This is a genomic window from Pseudonocardia acidicola (assembly GCF_012911935.1).
In the GTDB taxonomy this organism is placed as follows: domain Bacteria; phylum Actinomycetota; class Actinomycetes; order Mycobacteriales; family Pseudonocardiaceae; genus Pseudonocardia; species Pseudonocardia acidicola.
This window is the reverse complement of the sequence record NZ_JAAXLA010000061.1, coordinates 1-18,772: the sequence shown is the minus strand read 5'-3', so window position 1 is coordinate 18,772 and position 18,772 is coordinate 1. Positions and strand designations below refer to the sequence as shown.

Annotated in this window: 17 protein-coding genes; 16 read left to right on the top strand and 1 reads right to left on the bottom strand. The window is 73.8% G+C overall.

Going from position 1 to position 18,772, the window contains the following annotated elements; all coding sequences use genetic code 11:
• Positions 1–3: 3 nt before the first annotated feature.
• Positions 4–489 carry a hypothetical protein gene (locus HF526_RS25485; protein ID WP_169384098.1) on the bottom strand — a complete coding sequence of 162 codons (486 nt, stop codon included), beginning with the start codon at positions 487–489 and terminating at the stop codon, positions 4–6.
• A 345-nt stretch (positions 490–834) separates the two neighbouring features.
• Here HF526_RS25485 and HF526_RS25480 point away from each other — a divergent pair, with 345 nt between their 5' ends.
• The 16 genes from HF526_RS25480 to HF526_RS25405 form a co-directional block, all read left to right on the top strand.
• Positions 835–1,929 (top strand): hypothetical protein, encoded by a 1,095-nt coding sequence (locus HF526_RS25480; protein ID WP_169384097.1) that lies wholly within the window; start codon positions 835–837, stop codon positions 1,927–1,929.
• Positions 1,930–1,947: 18 nt separating this feature from the next.
• On the top strand, positions 1,948–3,294 hold the full coding sequence (locus HF526_RS25475; RefSeq protein WP_169384096.1) for a MinD/ParA family ATP-binding protein: 1,347 nt from the start codon (positions 1,948–1,950) through the stop codon (positions 3,292–3,294).
• Positions 3,295–3,369: 75 nt separating this feature from the next.
• Positions 3,370–4,626, top strand: a complete 1,257-nt coding sequence (locus HF526_RS25470; protein WP_211177786.1) for a glycoside hydrolase family 16 protein — start codon at positions 3,370–3,372, stop codon at positions 4,624–4,626.
• 42 nt (positions 4,627–4,668) lie between these two features.
• Positions 4,669–6,549 (top strand): transglycosylase family protein, encoded by a 1,881-nt coding sequence (locus HF526_RS34765; protein ID WP_239029141.1) that lies wholly within the window; start codon positions 4,669–4,671, stop codon positions 6,547–6,549.
• Positions 6,546–7,625 carry a hypothetical protein gene (locus HF526_RS25460; protein ID WP_338051739.1) on the top strand — a complete coding sequence of 360 codons (1,080 nt, stop codon included), beginning with the start codon at positions 6,546–6,548 and terminating at the stop codon, positions 7,623–7,625. The genes HF526_RS34765 and HF526_RS25460 overlap by 4 nt, the downstream gene beginning before the upstream one ends.
• Positions 7,625–7,936, top strand: a complete 312-nt coding sequence (locus HF526_RS25455) for a hypothetical protein (protein WP_169384095.1) — start codon at positions 7,625–7,627, stop codon at positions 7,934–7,936. The genes HF526_RS25460 and HF526_RS25455 overlap by 1 nt, the downstream gene beginning before the upstream one ends.
• 6 nt (positions 7,937–7,942) lie before the next feature.
• Positions 7,943–8,779 (top strand): hypothetical protein, encoded by an 837-nt coding sequence (locus tag HF526_RS25450; RefSeq protein ID WP_239029140.1) that lies wholly within the window; start codon positions 7,943–7,945, stop codon positions 8,777–8,779.
• Between the two features lies 1 nt (position 8,780).
• On the top strand, positions 8,781–10,244 hold the full coding sequence (locus HF526_RS25445; RefSeq protein ID WP_169384094.1) for a hypothetical protein: 1,464 nt from the start codon (positions 8,781–8,783) through the stop codon (positions 10,242–10,244).
• Positions 10,241–11,782: an SCO6880 family protein gene (locus HF526_RS25440; RefSeq protein WP_338051738.1), complete on the top strand. Its 1,542-nt coding sequence runs from the start codon at positions 10,241–10,243 to the stop codon at positions 11,780–11,782. The genes HF526_RS25445 and HF526_RS25440 overlap by 4 nt, the downstream gene beginning before the upstream one ends.
• A gap of 230 nt (positions 11,783–12,012) precedes the next feature.
• Positions 12,013–13,335, top strand: a complete 1,323-nt coding sequence (locus HF526_RS25435; protein WP_338051737.1) for an ATP-binding protein — start codon at positions 12,013–12,015, stop codon at positions 13,333–13,335.
• Positions 13,336–13,354: 19 nt separating this feature from the next.
• Positions 13,355–14,500, top strand: a complete 1,146-nt coding sequence (locus HF526_RS25430; RefSeq protein ID WP_338051736.1) for a C40 family peptidase — start codon at positions 13,355–13,357, stop codon at positions 14,498–14,500.
• A complete protein-coding gene (locus HF526_RS25425; RefSeq protein ID WP_169384093.1) occupies positions 14,497–16,383 on the top strand; it encodes a type IV secretory system conjugative DNA transfer family protein in 1,887 nt (628 codons plus the stop codon). The genes HF526_RS25430 and HF526_RS25425 overlap by 4 nt, the downstream gene beginning before the upstream one ends.
• A gap of 100 nt (positions 16,384–16,483) precedes the next feature.
• Positions 16,484–16,885, top strand: a complete 402-nt coding sequence (locus HF526_RS25420) for a hypothetical protein (protein WP_169384092.1) — start codon at positions 16,484–16,486, stop codon at positions 16,883–16,885.
• Positions 16,882–18,168, top strand: a complete 1,287-nt coding sequence (locus tag HF526_RS25415) for a hypothetical protein (protein WP_169384091.1) — start codon at positions 16,882–16,884, stop codon at positions 18,166–18,168. Before HF526_RS25420 ends, HF526_RS25415 begins: the two co-directional genes overlap by 4 nt.
• Positions 18,169–18,322: 154 nt before the next feature.
• The gene (locus HF526_RS25410) at positions 18,323–18,514 is read left to right on the top strand and encodes a hypothetical protein (protein ID WP_169384090.1); all 192 of its coding nucleotides are present in this window, start codon (positions 18,323–18,325) and stop codon (positions 18,512–18,514) included.
• An 11-nt stretch (positions 18,515–18,525) separates the two neighbouring features.
• Positions 18,526–18,772: J domain-containing protein (locus HF526_RS25405; protein ID WP_169384089.1), on the top strand; the 247-nt coding region annotated here is incomplete at its 3' end.

The window sequence follows — 18,772 nt, the reverse complement described above, 5'->3', positions numbered from 1 at the left end:
GGCTCAGCCGGCCTCGTCCCTCTCTCCGCGGGGCTTCTTCCCTTCCGCCGCTTCCTGCTCGGACAGGGTTTCCACGATTGCGAGAATCTGGCGTTGCAGGGCCGGGCCCATCTCCCCGTAGCGAGTGGCCAGGCGGCGCACACCGTTGTCGGCGAGGCGGGTGTTGAGTTCGCGCTCCTCGTCGAGTTGGCGCTGGAGGCTGGCGACGCGTTCCTCGTCCTGGGCGTCACGCCACGGCTGGTCCACCGGCGTTTCGGGATCGAAGTAGTTCAGCGTGATCGGAATGCCGATCTTTCGCGAGAAGTACGTCGACAACGCCTGCAGATGATGGAAAGTCGGGTTGTCACGCGCTCCGGTCCGGAGCTGCCAGAGGTACGCGCCGGATACGGTCGGCCCGCCGTCGGCCTTGATCTCCTGAGCGATCTTGTCATAACTCGGGCCACCGATCGCCACGATCAACGCGTCGATCTTTGCTGCCAGCTCGGCCATCCAGTGCCCTCGTCTCTCGTGCGCTCGGCTCCCCCGGGCGGAGCGAACCTCACCAAGGTTCGCCCGCGATGACCGCCGCAGCAACCAGCATGCACGTGTTGGCAACTGCTGTCACCGGGTCGGATGATCCCTGATCCTTCTCAGAGGCTGAAGAGCCGCCCTACCTCACCGGCCTGAGCAGGCAGTCTCGGCTCCTCCCGGATCCTGATCACCCTCCGCCATCTTTGCTAGTTCCCAGTGACTCGCTGATCTACAACTGCTATAAACAGCTTGGAGTGCGACCCGCCGCTCCGCTGGCAGACACGGACGGCAGGAGAGAGACCGTGACCGAGGACCGCCTCGCTGATGGGTAGGCGCTTCGGCTGCCGCGCTGATCGGGGCGCCGCGGAGCAGCCGCCGTGGCTGGTGGCGCCGGGCTACGCCCCGTCGTCGGTGCCCGCCCACGAGGCCGCCGACTGGTCGGAGCCGCAGGATCCGGGTCTGCTGACCGCGGGCGTGCCCTCGTTCGTCCCGGCCGCAGTGCCCGAGGACCGCACGGCGCCGCCAGCTCCGGCCGCACCGCCGTGGCCCGCGCCGGGAGAGGCGGTCTCGTACCTCCCCGGGCGTGATACCCCGGGCCAGGGCGCCGCGGCGGACCCGCCGACGGTGCCCGACCGCGGCGCGGTGGCGCCGACCCAGCCGTCCCCCGCTCGCCCGTATCCCGGGCCGCTGCCGGGGGCATCGGAGCCGGTGGTGGCGATGCACGCCGGGACCCGGATCCAGGGTGAAGACGGGTCACAGCTGTGGATCCCGCCGAGCCACCGCGCCCGCCCCAGGCCCCGGCCGGATCGTCCCCGCAACGGGTACGCCGCGCCGGCGCCTCGGGCCGGAGCGCTGCGGCGGGTCGAGCCCGCCGATGGTGAGCTGCGGGTGCTACGCAGTGGTGCCGGGGGTCGGTCTCCGCGGGCGCTGTTGGAGCGATCCCTGTCCGCGTTGGAGCCGATCGGCGAGGCGGAGGCCTCGGCGTTCGCGGCGCGGTTCGCCGCGGACTACCTGTCCTGGGACGAGGACAACCCCACCAAACGGGCCGAGGTGCTGTGCCGGTACCTCGCCGATCCCAGGGCTGCCACCCTGGGCTGGTCCGGCGCGGGCAGGCAACGCGCGGACGTGGTGCTGCCAGGCCGCACCCTGCGCACCTCCGACGACGTGATCGTCGTCGAGGTGACGGTGCGTGTCACCACGTACCAGCGCGACTGCCCGCGCCCGGCCGATCCCGAGCCTCCGGCCCCGGTGGAGCCCCCCTTCGGGGACGTCGGCCCGTCGTGCGCACCACCGCCGCACGCGGAGGGCTGGCGCGCCGTTGCCGCGCACTGGGTGCGCATCGCCGCCCCGGTCACCCGCGACCACACCGGCGCCCTGGTGGTCGACATCGGCCCTGCACCCGACCCCGAGAACAGCTGATCGAGCGATCGAGGCCCCATGATGCAGAACAACAGCAAGGCCCCCAGCGGTTCGTGGGCCGATGACCCCGCGCTGGCGCCCTGGCGGGCCCAGCCCGCCGCCGCCCCGCGCCCGGCGCCCCCCGGCGAAGGACCGTCAGGGCACACGGAAGGGCCCCGGGTCCAGCACGAGGAGCAGCCGATCCCCGAACCGGCCCGGCAGCGGCCCCCCGTCGAGCCGCCCTCGCCCCCGCCGGTGCCGCCGGCTCCCGCTCCCCCGCAGGCTGCTGCTCCGGCGGCGAGCTCGGCGGTGGTCACGGGGCCGTGGTCCCCGCTCGGGCCGCCGGTGCCGGTCGCACATGCCGAGCCGGCGCCCCCACTGGCCCCGCCCGGCCGTGGGCCCGGCCGGCCGGAGGGGTCCGCGGACGCGCTGTCCTACCAGCAGCTCGTGCGCAGCCGCAGGGACCGGCCAAAGGAGGGCTGGCGCGGCGCCGCCTACACGCTGAGCCGGGGCCGGTGGAACCCCGGGCTGTCACCCGCGGAGGCGGATCGCCGGCAGAAGATCGTGCGGGTGCAGGCCCAGCTGGCTGGCTGGCACACGATCACGGTCGCGTCGATGAAGGGCGGCATCGGCAAGACCACCGTCTCAGCGCTGCTGGGACTGGTGCTGGCCGAGTACCGCGGCGACCGGGTGGTGGCATTGGACGCCAACCCCGACGCCGGCACCCTGGCCGACCGCGTCCTCGGGCATCCCGTGCTCTACACGGTCCGGGACCTGATCACCAACCTGCACACGATCCACTCGCTGACCGACATCACCCGCTACACCAGCCTGGCCGGGCGGCTGCAGGTGCTGGCGTCCGAGCAGGACCCGGCGATGAGCGAGTCGTTCAACCGCAACGAGTACGAGCAGGTCGCCACCGTGCTCAAGCGGTTTTACAACATCATCATCACCGACTCGGGCACCGGGCTGATCCACTCGGCGATGGCCGGTGCGCTGGAGGCGACCCGTACCCTGGTCATCGTCGGGGCGCCCACAGTGGACGGCGGCAGCAGGGCCAGCAAGACCCTGGATTGGCTCAAGGCCCACGGCTACGACGACCTGGTCAGCAATGCGGTGGTGGCGCTGTCGTGCGACCGGTTCTCCCGCGACATCGACCGGTCCGCGGTGATCGACCACTTCGCGGTTCGCTGCCGCGCGGTGGTGGAAATCCCCACCGATCCGCACCTGGCCACCGGCGGCCTCATCCAGCTCGACCACCTGCGCGAGCGCACCCGCGACGCCGCGCTCACCCTGGGCGCCTACGTGGCAGACCAGTTCAGCTGGAACCACGCCGCCCGCACCTACGACCCGGACCGCACGCACCACGACCGCGAGCGGGGCTGACGTGGGCCTCGGGGTACTGGCCGCCACCGCGGCCGCGGCGACCGGAACCGACGAATCGTCGCACGGGGGCCAGTGATGGGTCCGCGTACCCGTGCGTTCGGGCTGGTCGCCACCGCGGCCACCGCCTCGATTGCGCTGTCCGCCATGTTCGCCCCGCCCGCCGCCGCGAGCCCGCTGGTCAACGATGCGGTGCCTGCGGAGCTCGCCGCGGCGCTCTCGCTCACCGGTTTCAGCCTGGCGGCCACGCCGGGAACGGACGCCTCCTGCACCTGGCGCCTCTCGGCCGTACGGCTCTACCAGGAGCTCACCGGAATCAACAACCCCCGAGCCGTCCAGCTGCGAGCGCTGCTCGCCGATTCCGGGGTGGACCAGCCGGGCTTCCTGCCCGACCAATGCCGCTCCGGCAGCACCGGGGCCGCGGGCTCCGGCGCGGGCACCGCAGGCTCGCCCGGAAACCGCAGCTCCGGATCGTCCCCGTCCGGCCCGTCCGGTCCGTCGGCGGCCGGCCCGGGCTCGGTGGGTGCCGGTAGCTCGTCCGGCCCGACCGGGCCGGGGACGGGCTCGAGTTCGACCGGTTCGGGCACCACGGCCGCCGAGACGCTCGGCTGGGGCACCCCGGACAGGACCTCCGACTTCACCACCGGTGCCGGGACCAACGGCTGGAGCCTCTACGACGGCCCCGGCCACGCCGGCAACGGCCGCCGCTCCCCCAGCGCGGTCAGCCTGCTGAACGGACTGCTGACGATCAGCGGCGACTCAGGCGGCACGTCGGAGGGGATGGCCTGGACCCCGGGGCAGAAGTACGGCCGTTGGGAGGCCCGGGTGAAGTCTCCCGCCAGCGCGGCCGCCTATCACTCGCTGTTGCTGCTGTGGCCGGACGCGGAGAACTTCCCGGTCGGCGGGGAGATCGACTTCATGGAGATCGGCGACCCGACCCGGCAGAAGACCGACATGTTCCTGCACTACGGCGCCGACAACTCCCAGCTCCACGGCCAGCTGCAGATCGACGCCACCCAGTGGCACAACTGGGCACTGGAGTGGACCCCGAACAAGATCACCGCGTTCGTCGACGGCAAGCCGTGGTGGTCCACCACCGACACCTTCACGTTCCCGCCCGGCCCGATGCACCTGTGCATCCAGCTCGACTATTTCCCCGGCGACGGCAGCGCCGCCGGCGGCGGCCAGGAACACGTCGCCTGGGTCAAGCAGTACCCGCTCAACAGCGGCGGCAGCTCCGGCAGCTCCTCGAATGGCAACAGCGCCCCCGGCTCGGCCGGCCCATCGGGTTCCTCGCCCGGCGGCTCCGCCTCATCTGGCTCATCCGCGTCCTGACCTCCTCGTCCCGTTCGGACACCCGACCCCAGGAGCAGTGCAATGCCCTCCTCCCCCGCCGCGGCGCTGATCGCCGCCGCGCTGATCGCCGGTCCGACCGCCGCGCTCACCCCGGGCACGACTCCCCTCGCCCCCGCGGCGTACTCGACCTGCACCCAGCAGTCCTCGAACACCGGCGGCGGTCAGCAGCTGACACCGGAGCAGGCCAAGCAGCTGCTGGCGCAGGCCCGGGAGCTGGTCGCGGCGCTGAGCGGGCTGGCCGACCCGCGCGCGGCCAGCCTGGACTCCGGGCTGCGCGGCATGGGGATCACCCCGGCGGTCGCGACCGGCTGGCGCCAGCAGGCCCACGACCTGGCCGACACCCCGATGGGCGCCTCCACCGACCCGCGGGCGATGCAGGTCGCGGTCACCCTCGCCGGGGCGGGTTTCTCCCCCACCCCCGCCGACCTGCAGAACCCCACGCCCTCACCGGCGCCGGCCGGTGCGCCCGATACGCCGGCGGCGATGACGGGCCCGACGCAGAACACGGCGACGGCACCCGCCGCGCCAGCCGCGCCGGGTGGGAACCTCGTCGCGACCGCCACGGAGGGCGCGCTGTCCACCGCGCTCCGCCAGGCCCAGCAGACCGAAAACCAGGGCGCCGCCACCCCGGCCACTCCCGGTCCCCCCCAGACCACACCCGCCCAGGGGGCCCCGGCCCAGCAGTCTTCGAGCACATCCGGCGTCCAGGTCTGCAACAGCGGGATCTCGGACGGGAAGGACCGGTCCTCGACCAGCCCCGGTTCCGGCAATGACGAGCAGCCCCAGCAGGGCCGGCCGAGCGGGTCCAGCGACGGCGCCCCTGGTGCCCAGCCCGGCGGACAGGGTTCCGGACCGCCGGCGGCAGGACCGCTGAACGGGAGCGCGGCGTCGGGCCAGAACGGGACCGGCACGGGCCAGCCCAGCAGCACGAGCAACTGGGAACAGCAGGCCCAGGACCTGGCCGGTCAGCTCGCGACGACCAACGATCCGGCCGCAAAGCAACTGGCCGACAAGCTCGCCGCCGCCGGGGTCACCGGCTCCGCACCGGTCTCATCTGGCAGCTCCAGCAGCTCGTCGACCGGCTCCGGCTCGAACGGCTCCGGCTCGCCCAGCACCGGCAGCGGCTCGGACTCCGGGCCCGGCTCCTCGTCGGCGGATCCCGCACAGAGTCCTGGATCGCAGTCGACGGGCTCGGACAACTCGACGAACGGCAACAACCTCACCAGCCAGAACCAGGCCGAGAACAACAGCGGCTCCGACCACAGCGGTCGAAGCGATTCCGGCAACCAGCCGAGCAACACGCCGGCGGCGGCCCCGGGAGCTTCCGGTTCGGGTGGCCAGCAGAACGGCGGTACCGGTCAAGTGTGGGAGCAGCAGGCCCAGGACCTGGCCGGTCAGCTCGCCACGACCAACGACCCGACCGCCAAGCAGCTCGCCGCGAAGCTCGCCGGCGCCGGATTCACCGGCTCGGCGAATCCATCCGGCACCGGTCGGCCGAACACCACCGGCCAGCCGAACACCGGCAGCCCAAACGGCGAAAATATCCAGGCGGGCGTGAGCGGCAATAACAGCGCAGCTCAGGCCCCGGCCGGCCAGCCCAAGCCCGCCCAGCCCAACCCCGGTGTCGCCGGTGCTGCCGCGGGCGCCGACCTCGGCATCTGGGACAAGCTCGCGGGCTGCGAGAGCGGTGGGCGTTGGGGTATCTCGCCCGGCAATGGATACAGCGGCGGCCTGCAATTCGACCTGGCCACGTGGCAGGCCTACGGCGGCACCCAGTACGCCCCCAGCGCGGACAAGGCCACCAAGGACCAGCAGATCGCGGTGGCGGAGAAGGTCCGCGCCGCCCGCGGCGGCTACGGGTCCTGGCCGGCCTGCTCGCGCAGGCTGGGGCTGCCCCAGTGACCGCGATCTGGACGCCCCAGGACGCCGACACCGCCCCGGAACCGGCATCCGATCCGCGCGCCGCCGTGACACCGTGCCCGGCGTCGGTCGACGGGGTGCACCATGCGCTGGGGCGCGCGGCCCGCCGGGGCTGCGCCGATCTGGACGTCGCTGACGTCGAGGCCGCGGTCAACGCGACGGCGGTGCTGTGCGCGCAGCCGCGCAGCGACGTCGACCCGGCCGCCGTGGCCGAGCAGATCGGCGCGACCGCGGCCGCGATGGCGCAGCTGGAGCTGCCGGCGGCGGCGCGCGGTGCGGTGGACTGGTCGGGGTTCGGCGCGCTCATCCCGGTGCTGTCCGGCTCCCCCGGCGCGGGCGGGTCGGTCCTCGCCGCCGCGCTGGCCGACGCGCTGCAGCTGGGTGGGCGGTGCGCGCTGCTGGTCGACGCCGCGGACCCGTCCCGCTCCGGGCTCGCGGTGGCGGCCTCGTCGGAGGGCCCGTGGGTGCACCAGCCCCACGCCCAGCTGGTGATCCGCTACTCCTGGCGCGGCTACGCGCTGCTGGCCCGGCTGGAGTCCAGCCTGCCCACGATCACCCCGGGGATGGTGCCGCCGCCCCCGGCCTGGCTCCCCGAGCTCGATCCGCTGCACGCCACGATCGTCGACATCGGCCACGACGGCTGGCGCGCCGCCGCGAACCCTCTCGCGGGGGCCGGGGGCTGGCTACGCCGCGGGACGCCCGCGCCGCGGCCGCTGCTGGTCGTGCGCCCGACCCGGCCGTCGCTGCGCCACGCCGAGCAGGTGCTGGCCCGGCTGGAACCGTGGATCACCGCCGGTGCGGCGGTGCCGCCGTACCAGCTGGCGGTGATGGGCGCGAAACGCTGGCCCCCGCAGGTCGTGGGCGCGGCGGGGCGGCGCCTGGACGCGCTGCTGGACGAGGCGGTGTTCGTTCCGCACGACGCGGAGGTCGAGGTCGGCGGGGTCACCGCCGAGCTGCTGCCGGACAAGGTGCTCGATGCGGTTTCCCCGCTGCTGCAGGACTGGGGGCTGTTGTCCCCGACCGGCCGGTCACGTTCACGAAGAGAAGGACGGCGCTGATGCTTGCCCACACCCTCGCCGATACGGCCCATGTCGTGCTGGCCCAGTTACCCCCGAATCCGACGCCCCAGGCTCCCCCGGGCACGGCCGGGGACAGGATCAACCAGGTCGTCGGGATGGTGAAGTGGGCGGCCGGGATCTCGCTGTTGGTGGGGTTCTTCGGCGGGGTCGCGGTGTTCGCCGGGGGCCGGCTGGTCGATCACCACCGGATCGGGCGGGTCGGCACGATGATGATGATGTCCTCGGTGGCCGGGGCCATCCTCTACGCGGTCGGCTACACCCTGCTGTCCTCGTTCGCCAGCGGCGGGTGACGCGCGATGCCGGGCAACACCCCTGACCTCGAGCCGGGTCGACGCCGCCGCGCCGGATTGACCCTCGGCGGATTCGCCGTGGTCGCGGTGGTCGTGCTGGTCGCGCTGGTCGCGTTCCTGCTCGGCCGGGGCACGGACCCGGTCCAGCCCACGACCCCGCCGGCACCGGGCACACCGGCGGGCCCAGCCGGGCAGGCGCCCCCACCGGACTCCGCGGGTTGGGACGTGACCGCGGAGACCGCGCTGGCCACCCGCCCGATGCTGGAGCTGCCGGAGGTCGCGGCGCAGCCGCACGAGCTCACGACAGCGACCGCGGGGCCACCGCTGTCGGTGCCCGAGCCGACACAGACCACCGGTCGGTGGGTTCCGGGGGGTTTCCCGGCGACACCGGAAGGAGCGGTGGGCCAGCTGGCAGCCCTGACCACGGCGGGGTTCGAGGGCGGCGACCCGCAGGTGTATTCGCAGGCCTACCAGTCGATCGCGTTGCCGGGCGCTCCGCCAGCGGATCGGGCGCGGCTCACGACGGACCTGCAGCGCTTCCGAGCCCGCGCCGGGCTGCCGGCGACAGGGCCGGTGAACGGCCTGACCGTCACCTGGCAGCTGACCAATGCCCTGATCAAGGGAACGGCCGACGACGGCCGCTACGCGGTGGTGTGCGTGCTGGGCGAGCTGACCGTCACCGGCAACGGACAGTCCGTCTCCGGTGGCGGCGGGGACTGCCAGGCCTTGCGCTATGTCGCCGGCAACTGGCAGATCTCCCCCGGCGCCGCGGCCGCCCCGGCACCGCTGGCCTGGCCCGGGACCGCCGAGGCCGTCGCGGCCGGCTACCGGGCGGTGGGGTGAGATGGGCGGCTTCCTCGGCGATACCGCCGCCACCTTCTTCGCCAGCGTGTTCGATTCGATCATGAAGGGGATCTGGTCGGCGGTAGTGAACCTGCTGCATGCGGCGTTCGGGCTGGTCGACCTGTTGACCGGGTTCACGCTGACCTTCGATCCGCAGGGCAACCCCGTGGACCCGTCGATCGCCGTGTCGTGGGGTGTGCTGCGGCCGCTGTCGCTGACGATCGCGTTGGGCCTGTTCTTCTGGCAGCTGATCTCGACGATGCTGCACGGCGGCCGCGGGTTCTTCCGGGCCGCGTCGGGTCCGTTCGCCTACGGCATCGCACTGGCCGCGACCGGCGGCGCGGTCATGCTGTTGCTGCTGGCCTCCGACGAGCTGACCCAGGATTTGCTGTCCAAGGGCTTCGAGGGCGCGACGAGCTTCGCCGGGTTGCTGGACAACAAGAAGTTCGGGGGCCTGTTCACCGCTGAGGGTGCGGGCCAGGCCGTGCTGAACGGGGTCAGTGCGGTCACGCTGGGCTTGATCGCGATCTTCGGGCTGTTACCCGCGGCGCTCGGCTACTTGATGGAAATGGTGTTCCGGGAGGCGGCGATCCTGGTCCTGGTCGCGACCATCCCGATCACCGCCGCCGGTCTGGTGGCGCAGACGACCGCGTCGTGGTTCTGGCGGTCGCTGCGCTGGATCCTGGCGGCGGTCCTGATGAAACCGGCGCTGGCGCTGGTGATGGTGATCGGGGTGTCGCTGCTGGCGAACCCGCAGGGCCTGGGCGGGTTGCTGGCCGGGGTCGGGGTGTTGCTGATCGCGCTGTTCTGCCCCTACACCCTGTTCCGGCTGTTCTCCTTCGTCGAGCCCGGCACCAACGCCGGGGCGGCGTCGCGCGCCTGGGCCTCGTCGTTTGTGTCCTCGCTCAGCCCCGGCGGCGGGGGCGGGCAGGCCAACACCAGCAGCGGGATGGACTCCGCGGAGGCATCCAACACCGCCCGATTCGACCAGGGCGGCAGCGGCGGCGGGTCCTCCGGCCTCGGTGGGCTCGGGGATCTGATGGACCGCACCACCGCGGCGGCCGGGCAGGCCAGCAACTTCGCCAACGCCCAGATGGACGCCACCGCGGTCGGCTCCCCCAGCGGGGGCCGGATGTCCACCGGCGGCGCAAGCAGCGGCGGACCGTCCCGCAGCGACGGCGGCGACAGCGGCACCGGCGGCGCGGACGACGCCGGGGATGCAGCGCCGCCGCCCCTACCGCCGCCGCCGGGTCCGCCGCCAGCATCACCAGCATCTGACGATCCCACCGCCCGCCGCTGGGCTGGGCTGGATGACCCGCCCCCGCCGGAGCAACCCCCCGGCTCCGACGGCGGTGGCGGCGGGGGTCCCCGGCCGGGTGGTGGTGGCGGTCCCCGGCCGGGTGGTGGCGGCGGTGGCCGTGGTGTGTCGGCTGGTGAGGTGGAGGAAGCGGCGGTGGTCCTGTGAGCAGCACGGCGGGTGCGGGCCCGCGGATCTACCGCGGGCTGGGCCGGCGCGAACGCGCGGGCTGGATCATGGGACTCACCCCGCTGCAGGCCCTGGTGTGTGTGGCCTCGGCCGCCCCGGTGCTGCTGGCGATCTCCGCCGGCCGCTGGCCGCAGGCCCTCACCCTCGCCGCGGTCGGCGGGCTGACCGCGGTGCTGGTGGTGGTTCCGGTCCGGGGCCGCCCGGCGCTGCGCTGGCTCGCGGATCTGCTGATGTTTCAGACGGGAGTGCTGATGGGCTGGTCGAGCTGGCAGTCCAGGGCGGCGGCCGGGATACCCGGCCCTGCCCACGAGCCGGATCTGCCCGGGGTGCTGACCCGGGTGGTGTTCCCCGACGGGCCACCGTTTCGCGACCAGGGCCGGGTCTGCCTGATCCACGACACCGGCGAAGGCCGCTGGGGCGCCACCGCCAGGTTGACCCACACCGGGGTCGGGATGCTCTCCGACGCCGAGTGCGAGCGGCTGGCCGCCCGGCTGGGGAACCTGCTGCTGGGCATCGGGCACCGCGAGGTGATCGACCGGATGTCGCTGCTGGTGCGCACCGTGCCCGATGACGGCACCGAGTACCAGGTGTGGCGGGCCGGGCACCTCGACCCGGCCGCCCCACCGCTCGCGCGGCGGACGACCGCGGAGCTCGACGCCACGATCGGCTCGATCAGCGTGCGCACCGAGCTGTTCGTGACGGTGTCGGGCACCGAGACCGCGCTGCGCCGGCCCGCGCAGGCCGCCGGCGGCGGGGTCACCGGCCGCGCCTACGCGCTCTACCGGGTCCTGGACGGGCTCGACGACGGGCTCAAGGCGCTCGGGGTCCGCACCGTGTCGTGGCTGTCGGGCGCGGGCATGGCCGAGGCGATCCGCACCGGGTTCAACCCGGCCGCGGCCGCGGTGCTGACCAACCACCACCTCACCCACGCCGGCAGCCACGCAGATCAGGGCGGGGCGGGCGGGTTGCCGATGGCGGCCGCGGGCCCGACGCAGGCGCCCTCACCGGCCCCGCGGGCCTATCACCACGACGGGTTCTCCTCGGTGTCGTATGCGGTGCTGATGCCCGAGCCGGGCACCGTGTTCGGCTCGCTGGGGCCGCTGCTGGGCGTGCGCACCGCCGGGGAACGGCGCACGGTCGCGATCCACTACGAGGTCATGAACCAGCGCAGCGCCTCCCGCGCGGTGCAGGGCAACCGGTTCCGGTCCAATGTCATCACCGACTGGAAACGGCAGAAGGGCTTCTCGGCCACCGCCGTCGACGAGCGCCAGGCCGGCGGCGCGCTGGCCCAGGAACGCGCGGTCGCGGCCGGGCACGCGATGGTGCGGTTCACCGTCGCCGCCTCGATCACCGTGCCCGCGGAGTGGAACCTCGAGGACCACGCCGCGAAGCTGGAGAACGACGCCTCGGGCCGGTTCCGGCTGCTGCGCCTGGAACTGGCGCAGGACTCCGCGTTCGTCTCCGCCGCGCTCCCCCTCGGGATCGGCCTGCCGCGGCTGCGCGGAGCACTGCAGTGAGGGCCAGAGGCCAGACCCGCCCCCGCGGCGGACGACGTGCGGAGCGCAGCGCCGGCGAGCTGCTGACCATGTTCGGCGCCGCCCCGGCACCGACTGCGGCCCCGCCCACTGAGAACCCCGACGCCGCTGAGGCGGGGTCGGGGCGAGTGAACCGCCCGCTCGCCCCACGCCGCGGCCGATCGGCGGCGGGCGCGGGCTGGGCGCCGGTGGAGGCCGCGGCACGGTTGCCGGTGTATCAGGCAGCCACCTCCGAGGTGGGCGGGCTGTTCCCGCTGCTGGCCGCGAACGGGGTGCCCGCGGTCGGGGCCCGGATGGGCTACGACACCCTGTCCGGGGGCGCGTTCTACTGCCACCCCATCGAATGGCTGCTGCGCGGCCTGGCCACCAACCCCAACCTGGTCATCTTCGGCGAGCCCGGCCGCGGCAAGAGCTCCACCGTGGTGGCGTTCTGCCTGCGGATGATGCTGTTCGGGATCACGACGCTGATCTCCGGGGACGTCAAGGGCGAATACACCCCGCTGCTGCGGGCGCTGGGGGTCACCCCGATCGCCCTCGGCCGCGGCAGCCCCGCCCGGCTCAACGCCCTGGACCTCGGGCCGCTGGCATCACGGTGGAACGGCTGGTCGCTGACGCGGCAGCGCGAGGAGCTCACCGGCGTCCTGGGCCGCTGGACCAAACTCCTGGCCGCGCTGGCCGAGACCCAGGGCTACGCCCCGACGGTCACCGACGAGGCCGTGCTCGCCGCGGTGCTGCGCCGCCTGGTCGGCGCCGGCGACGGCTACACCGCGCTCACCCCGGTCACCATCCCCGACGTCGCCCGCGAGCTCGCCGACCCCGCCGAGGACCTCTGGCGAGAGGCGCGGTTCGCCGGGCGCCGGGAGTTCCTCGACCACACCCGCCAGATCACCGACGCGCTGTCCAACCTGGTCCTCGGCCCACTGGCCGGGCTGTTCGACGAGCCGACCAACTTCACCCTGGACTTCGACGCGCCCGTGCAGTCGATGGACCTGTCGCTGCTGCGCTCGCGCGGGGACCAGGCCATCGCCGTCGCGCTGACGTGCCTGGGCTCGTGGTCGTCGCTGATCACCGACCTGCAGGACGACGGGGAGATCCGCATCGTGGTCCGCGACGAGGTGTGGCGGCAGATGCGCCTGGGCCTGCGCGCGGTGCAGGCCGTGGACTCCGACCTGCGGCTGTCCCGCGCCGAACGCAAGATCCAGCTGCTGGTCATGCACAAACCCTCGGATCTGCTCTCCGTGGGCGCGGCCGGCTCGCAGGAGGTCGCGATCGCCAAGGACCTGCTCGCGCTCTGCAGCACGCGGATCCTGCTCGGACAGTCCACCCGGGTCGCCGACGAGCTCGCCACCGACCTCGCTTTGTCCGAACGCGAGCAGGACGTCACCACCGGCTGGGCGATGGAACGCCGCGGCCGCGCCCTGTGGAAGATCGAATCCTCACCCGGCTACAAGGTGCAGACCGTGCTCTCCCCCACCGAGCTGGCGATCTTCGACACCAACGCCCAACTCCGCGCCCGCACCGGCCCGGCCACCTGATCACGGCTGCGGTGAAACGGTGGACTCACCCAGGCTCACCATCGCGGTGGCCGCCGGCGTCGCGCTGTTCGGGTTGGCGATGACCACGCTCGGGATCGCGGTGCTGGCCGCGTTCGGCGGCGCGCTGCCCGGCGGCGGCTGCGGCGGGGACGGCGGCACCGGCGGGGGCTCCCAGCAGATCGGGCCCCGGGCCTGGTCGGCCGAGCAGACCGCGAACGCCCAGACCATCACCCAGATCGCCGTCCAACGTGGTCTACCGCGGCGGGCCGCGGTGATCGCGGTCGCGACCGCGATCGTGGAATCCGCGCTGACCAACGTGCACTACGGCGACCGGGACTCCCTCGGGCTGTTCCAGCAGCGCCCCTCCCAGGGCTGGGGCGGAGCGCAACAGGTGATCAACCCCGCGTATGCGGCCAACACCTTCTACGACAGGCTCCTCGCCGTCCCCGGTTGGGCGACCCTCCCCCCGGGCCAGGCCGCGCAAGCGGTGCAGCGCTCGGCGTTCCCCGGCCGCTACGGCCCCCAGGAAGCCGCCGCGGCCGCCCTGGTCGCCCGGTTCTGGGCCGGCCCGGACAACCCGGCCCCACCCCTACCCGGCGCGGCGGGCCGGGACACCGCGCAGCTGGCCTCGCTGTCCACACTGGCCTGCCCCGACCAGGGTGGCTCGAACCTGCCGCTGACCGGCGGCACGGTGGACCCGAGGCAACTCCCACCCGGCTTCGGGCTGCCCACCGACCCGCGCCAACGCGCCGCCGTCGCCTACGCCCTCGCCCAGGTCGGCAAGCCGTATGTGTGGGGCGCCAAGGGGCCGGGCGCGTTCGACTGCTCCGGGCTGATGCAGGCCGCCTGGGCCGCCGCCGGCGTGCCCATCTCGGCCGGCACGGTCACCCAGAAAACCGACGGCACCCCCGTCCCCGGGCTCGCGCAGGTCGCCCCCGGCGACCTGCTGTTCATCCCGGGCTCCCTCGGGACCCCGGCCAACCCGCGCCACGTCGGCATGTACGCCGGGGGCGGGATCGTCGTCAACGCCTACGACTCCTCCACCGGCGTCATCCTCGAGCCCCTCGACCGGTGGGCGGACAAGATCGTCGCCATTCGCCACATCGCCGGCCCGTCCGGCGCGCCGCCATCCACCAGCGTGCTCGCCGAAGGAGCCGCCGCATGACCAGCCGATACCGCTCCCCGGCCACCGACCGCGACCTCGCCCTGATGGCCCTGCTGTGCGGGGGCCTGGTGGTCCTGGCCGGGGTGGGCGCGCTGCTGGTGGTCGGCCTGGTCGTCGCCACCGTGCTCGCCGGAGGCCCGCTGGCCTGGCCTCCGTCCGCGGCGTGGGCGAAGACCGCGGGCACCATTCTGCTCCACGGTGGGGACCCCGCCGCCGCGGCCGGGCCGCCGTGGGCGGCCGCACTCGGCGGGCAGCCCACGCTGTACTGGATCACCACCGCGGCCGTGACCGGCGTCGTACTCGTGACCGCCGGCGTCCTCACCGGGCTGGTCTGGCGCCGGTGGGGCCCGACCCCGCCCGGGCACGCCACCCGCGCCGAGATCCGCGCCGAGCTCTCCCTCGCCGCCGCGCGGCGCACCGCGGCCTGGACCCGTCCCGGCCTGTCCCCGGCCGAGCGCCGCCGCGCCCCGATGAGCGAGGTGGCCGCCCCGCTGCACCGCGGCCCGGCCGGGCCGATGTGCACGCCGCTGGAGAACCCCACCGGCACGCTGGCCCCGACCCAGTCCGGCAAGTCCCGCCGCGACCTGGTGCACAAGGCGATCGACGCGCCGGGCGCGCTGCTGTGCTCCACCACGAAACCCGACCTGCTGGAGTTCGCCGCGCTGGCCCGCACCCGCCGCCCGCTGGCCGGGCCGGTGCTGGTCTTCGACGCCACCGCCGCGGCGGCGTGGCCGGCGCGGCTGCGCTGGTCCCCGATCACCGGATGCGAGGACCTGGCCACCGCCTACCGGCGCGCGCACACCATGGTCGAGGCCGCCGCCGTCGCGGTCGAGGCCGGTGGGGGCGGCGGCGCCGGCAACGACAAGGTGTTCCGCGAACGCGCGGTGTTCGTGCTGGCCGCCTACCTGCTGGCCGCGGCGTTGCACCGCCTCGAGGTGAGTTCTCTGGTGCGGTGGGCGATCGCCAAACCACCCGATCTGGAACCGGTCACTCTGCTTGAGAGGTACTACCCCGACCTCGCCGACAACCTGCGCGCGGAGATCGGGATGGTCGCCGAGACCTCTGATGCGGTCTGGCTGTCCGTGCGCCGAGTGATCGAGCCTCTGCTGGACCCGACGCTGCGCGAGCTGTGCAGCCCTCGCCCCGGGGAGGGGTTTGACGCCCGCACCCATATCGGCAACCAGGGCTCGGTGTTCCTGATCGCCGGGCAGCACCAGGCCCGGCAGGCCGCCCCGTTCCTCACCGCGCTGGCCGAGCACTGGCTGGCCACCGCGCAGGAGATGGCCCTGCACTACCCGGCTCGCCGGCTGGATCCACCCGCGACGGCGGTGCTGGATGAACTGCCCAACGCGACCCCGCTGCCGCAGCTGCCCGACATCGTCTCCGACTCCGCCGGGCGCGGGGTGGTGATCCATTGGGCGGCCCAGTCCATGGCCCAGCTGGAGAACACCTTCACCCCGGGCCGGGCCCGGCAGCTGCTGGACAACACCACCACGCTCTCGGTGTGGGGGGCGTTGAAGGACTCCCGCGCCCTGGAATGGGTGTCCACCCTGGGTGGGCACCACGAGAAGCTGCGCCACCAGCAGCACGCCGACGGGTTGCTGGCCCCGGGCCGGTCCTCGATCGGCACCGAGACCGTGCCCACCTACCGCCCCGGTGACGTCCGCACCCTGGAGCGGGGCCGGGTCCTGGTGCTGCACCGCAGCCTGCGCCCGATCCTGGCCCGCACCATCGACGTCACCGACCGTCGTGATTGGACGGTGCTGCGCGCGGACGTGGATGCCGTGCGTGCCGGGCGGCCCCCGGTGGACACGGCTGGCTATGCCGACCCGCCGACAGACCGGCCGGGTGGACGTCGGTTCCCGGCGCCGGTGGGCAGGTGACCCGGACATGACCGGCAGAACACGTCTTCGTCTCGCGCCTGGGCCGGACCGTGCCGCCCGGCTCATCCTGTTGATTGATCGCTGTCGTGGGGGGAGAAAGATGACCAGCGGATACCCGCAGCTGCCCGCGGACCCGGACCGGATCTCCGTGGCCGATATGGCCGAGCTGACCCAGGCCGGGGAAGCGATCCAGCTGTTCCCGGAGTTCAACATCGGCCCCACCTTCTGGGACGGGGCCTGGTGGGTGGTCCCGCAGGGCCCCGGCGAGGGCGCCCGCGGCTACACCATGGCCCCACCGGAACTGTCCCAAGAGCTCACGGAGTGGCTGGTCGCGTTGCAGGCCTCCGCGGAGAAGGTGGCGACGATCCAGGCCGCCCGCCGCGCCGCCAAGGCCGCTGGCCGGGAGTTCGTCGACGGCGACCTGCTCGGCCTCGAGGACCCACCGGGTCATCGCCCCGCCGGCGCGCGGCCGTCCCACCGACGGCGGTGGTGGAAGCGATGAGCGAGCAGCCGATGGGCAAGCCCGCGGCCGGGTCGGCGGCGGTGGAGCTGCTCGATCCGCAGGTCGTGGAGGCCGCGCTGAGCGTGCTGGCCCGCAAAACCCGCGCCGAGCTCATGGTCGGCCTGCTGGAGGACTTCACGTATGGCCGCCGCAGTGGCCGGTTGGTGCTCAGCGAGTTCCGCCGGGCCGCCGAGGTGCTCACCCCGACCAGCACGGCCGGGCTGAGCGACTCGACCGCGCGCACCGTCGAGGGCGTCGTCGGGCTGGCCGAGGCTGCGCAGACCGGACCGCGGGCGTCCCTGGACGCGGCCCGCCGCGCCGCCGGGCGTGGGGTGCCGGAGTGGGAACGGCTGCGCCAGGTGGGCCGGGACAAGGGCGAACCGATCCCGGAATGGGAGATCTTCCACGGCCTGGCCGCGATCGCCGGGCGCCCCTCCCCCACCCCACGCCACGGCGACACCGGACTCAGCGTCGACGCGTTGGAGTCCAGCATGGACCTCGCCGGCCCGAGCGGGCTGGGGGAACGCTGGTCGCTGCACGAGTACCTGGCCGAGACCCGCGCCAAGCTCGGCCAGCACGTGCGGCCCCGGGACCCGGAAACCCTCGCCGCGACCCTGCTGCGCATCGACGCCGGCCGGCAGCTGCTCAAACCCGGCGGGCTGAGCTTCGATCTCGGGCTCGCCGAACCCGTGGCCGAGCCGCGCACCATCGACGTCGACACCGCCCGCCAGATCATGGGCGCCTACCGGGAGTCGCTGGCCCCGAAACTGGCCGCCGCCGCGAGCATCGACATCCTCCGCCGCGGCGTCCCCGGCCGTGACGGGCCGGCCGACCTCAACCCCGACGTCGACCGGGCATTGATCGCCGGGGAGAAGATCGTCGCCGCCCGCCAGGCCCGGGACAGGGCCGCCACGGCCCGAACCCGGGCCGATGAGCTGCGCGACATGCGGACCGCGTCTCGGGGCAACGCGCTGTACTGGGCCGGCGGTGGCGCCGCCGTCGCCGGCACCGCGACCGGGCTGGCCGTCGGCCTGCGCGCGGACCTCGCCGGCCTCATCGGCATCGTGGCCGGCTCGGCGAACCTGTTCGGCCGGGCCCTGTCGGACTGGGACAAGACCAGAGAGCCTCTCATCGCCCCCTTCCGCGCCTGGTACACCGCCCGCCAAGCCGACCGCGCCGAACGGGCCGCCGACCGGGCCATCGACAACCTGTTCCGCACCGACCGGCGAGCCGACCAACGAACCGATCAGCCCGCGCGACGCGCCGGGCTGCGTCGTAGCTGATGCCTCGGCACCGCCGCAGCCGCATCCGAATGTCGCTGTCGGCTGGTAGGGATCAGGAGCGATGGCGAACGCCGGCGACAACGACGGATCAGCTGGACGCGCCCCGGCGGCCCGCCATCTGTCAGAGCATCCACCCATCCCACACGGAGGAAACATGATCGAGAACATCGGCCGGAGTCTGTCCACGGCCGTGCTGACCGCGCTCACCATGCTGGCCGCACTGGCCACCGTCACCGTCGTGTTCGGACCGCTGAGTCCCTGGACGCTGGCCACCTTCATCGTGGTGGCGGCGTTCGCGATCGGGCTGCTGCAGGGACGCCACCGACGCGCCCATCGGGCCGGCTAGCCACCACAGCGATGGGGGGAACAGAGCACGGCTACTACGAGCTGCTCGGGGTGGCCGAGACGGCGACCAGCGCGGAGATCGTGTCCGCCTACCGCCGGATCTCCCGGCGCGTGCATCCCGATGTCGCCGGCGACAGCGCGGCGGGGCTTTTCCGCCTGATCCAGCACGCCCGCGATGTCCTCACCGACCCCGCCCGGCGTGCCGCCTACGACAGCCAGCGCACCCTGCGGTCCGACCCACCTCGACCCCAGCCCGACC

What these genes read in the sequence shown, in the direction of transcription:
- HF526_RS25485 (WP_169384098.1), bottom strand. Translation starts at nt 489, where the DNA reads ATGGCCGAGCTGGCAGCAAAGATCGACGCGTTGATCGTGGCGATCGGT.
- HF526_RS25480 (WP_169384097.1), top strand. Translation starts at nt 835, where the DNA reads ATGGGTAGGCGCTTCGGCTGCCGCGCTGATCGGGGCGCCGCGGAGCAG.
- HF526_RS25475 (WP_169384096.1), top strand. Translation starts at nt 1,948, where the DNA reads ATGATGCAGAACAACAGCAAGGCCCCCAGCGGTTCGTGGGCCGATGAC.
- HF526_RS25470 (WP_211177786.1), top strand. Translation starts at nt 3,370, where the DNA reads ATGGGTCCGCGTACCCGTGCGTTCGGGCTGGTCGCCACCGCGGCCACC.
- HF526_RS34765 (WP_239029141.1), top strand. Translation starts at nt 4,669, where the DNA reads ATGCCCTCCTCCCCCGCCGCGGCGCTGATCGCCGCCGCGCTGATCGCC.
- HF526_RS25455 (WP_169384095.1), top strand. Translation starts at nt 7,625, where the DNA reads ATGCTTGCCCACACCCTCGCCGATACGGCCCATGTCGTGCTGGCCCAG.
- HF526_RS25450 (WP_239029140.1), top strand. Translation starts at nt 7,943, where the DNA reads ATGCCGGGCAACACCCCTGACCTCGAGCCGGGTCGACGCCGCCGCGCC.
- HF526_RS25445 (WP_169384094.1), top strand. Translation starts at nt 8,781, where the DNA reads ATGGGCGGCTTCCTCGGCGATACCGCCGCCACCTTCTTCGCCAGCGTG.
- HF526_RS25425 (WP_169384093.1), top strand. Translation starts at nt 14,497, where the DNA reads ATGACCAGCCGATACCGCTCCCCGGCCACCGACCGCGACCTCGCCCTG.
- HF526_RS25420 (WP_169384092.1), top strand. Translation starts at nt 16,484, where the DNA reads ATGACCAGCGGATACCCGCAGCTGCCCGCGGACCCGGACCGGATCTCC.
- HF526_RS25415 (WP_169384091.1), top strand. Translation starts at nt 16,882, where the DNA reads ATGAGCGAGCAGCCGATGGGCAAGCCCGCGGCCGGGTCGGCGGCGGTG.
- HF526_RS25410 (WP_169384090.1), top strand. Translation starts at nt 18,323, where the DNA reads ATGATCGAGAACATCGGCCGGAGTCTGTCCACGGCCGTGCTGACCGCG.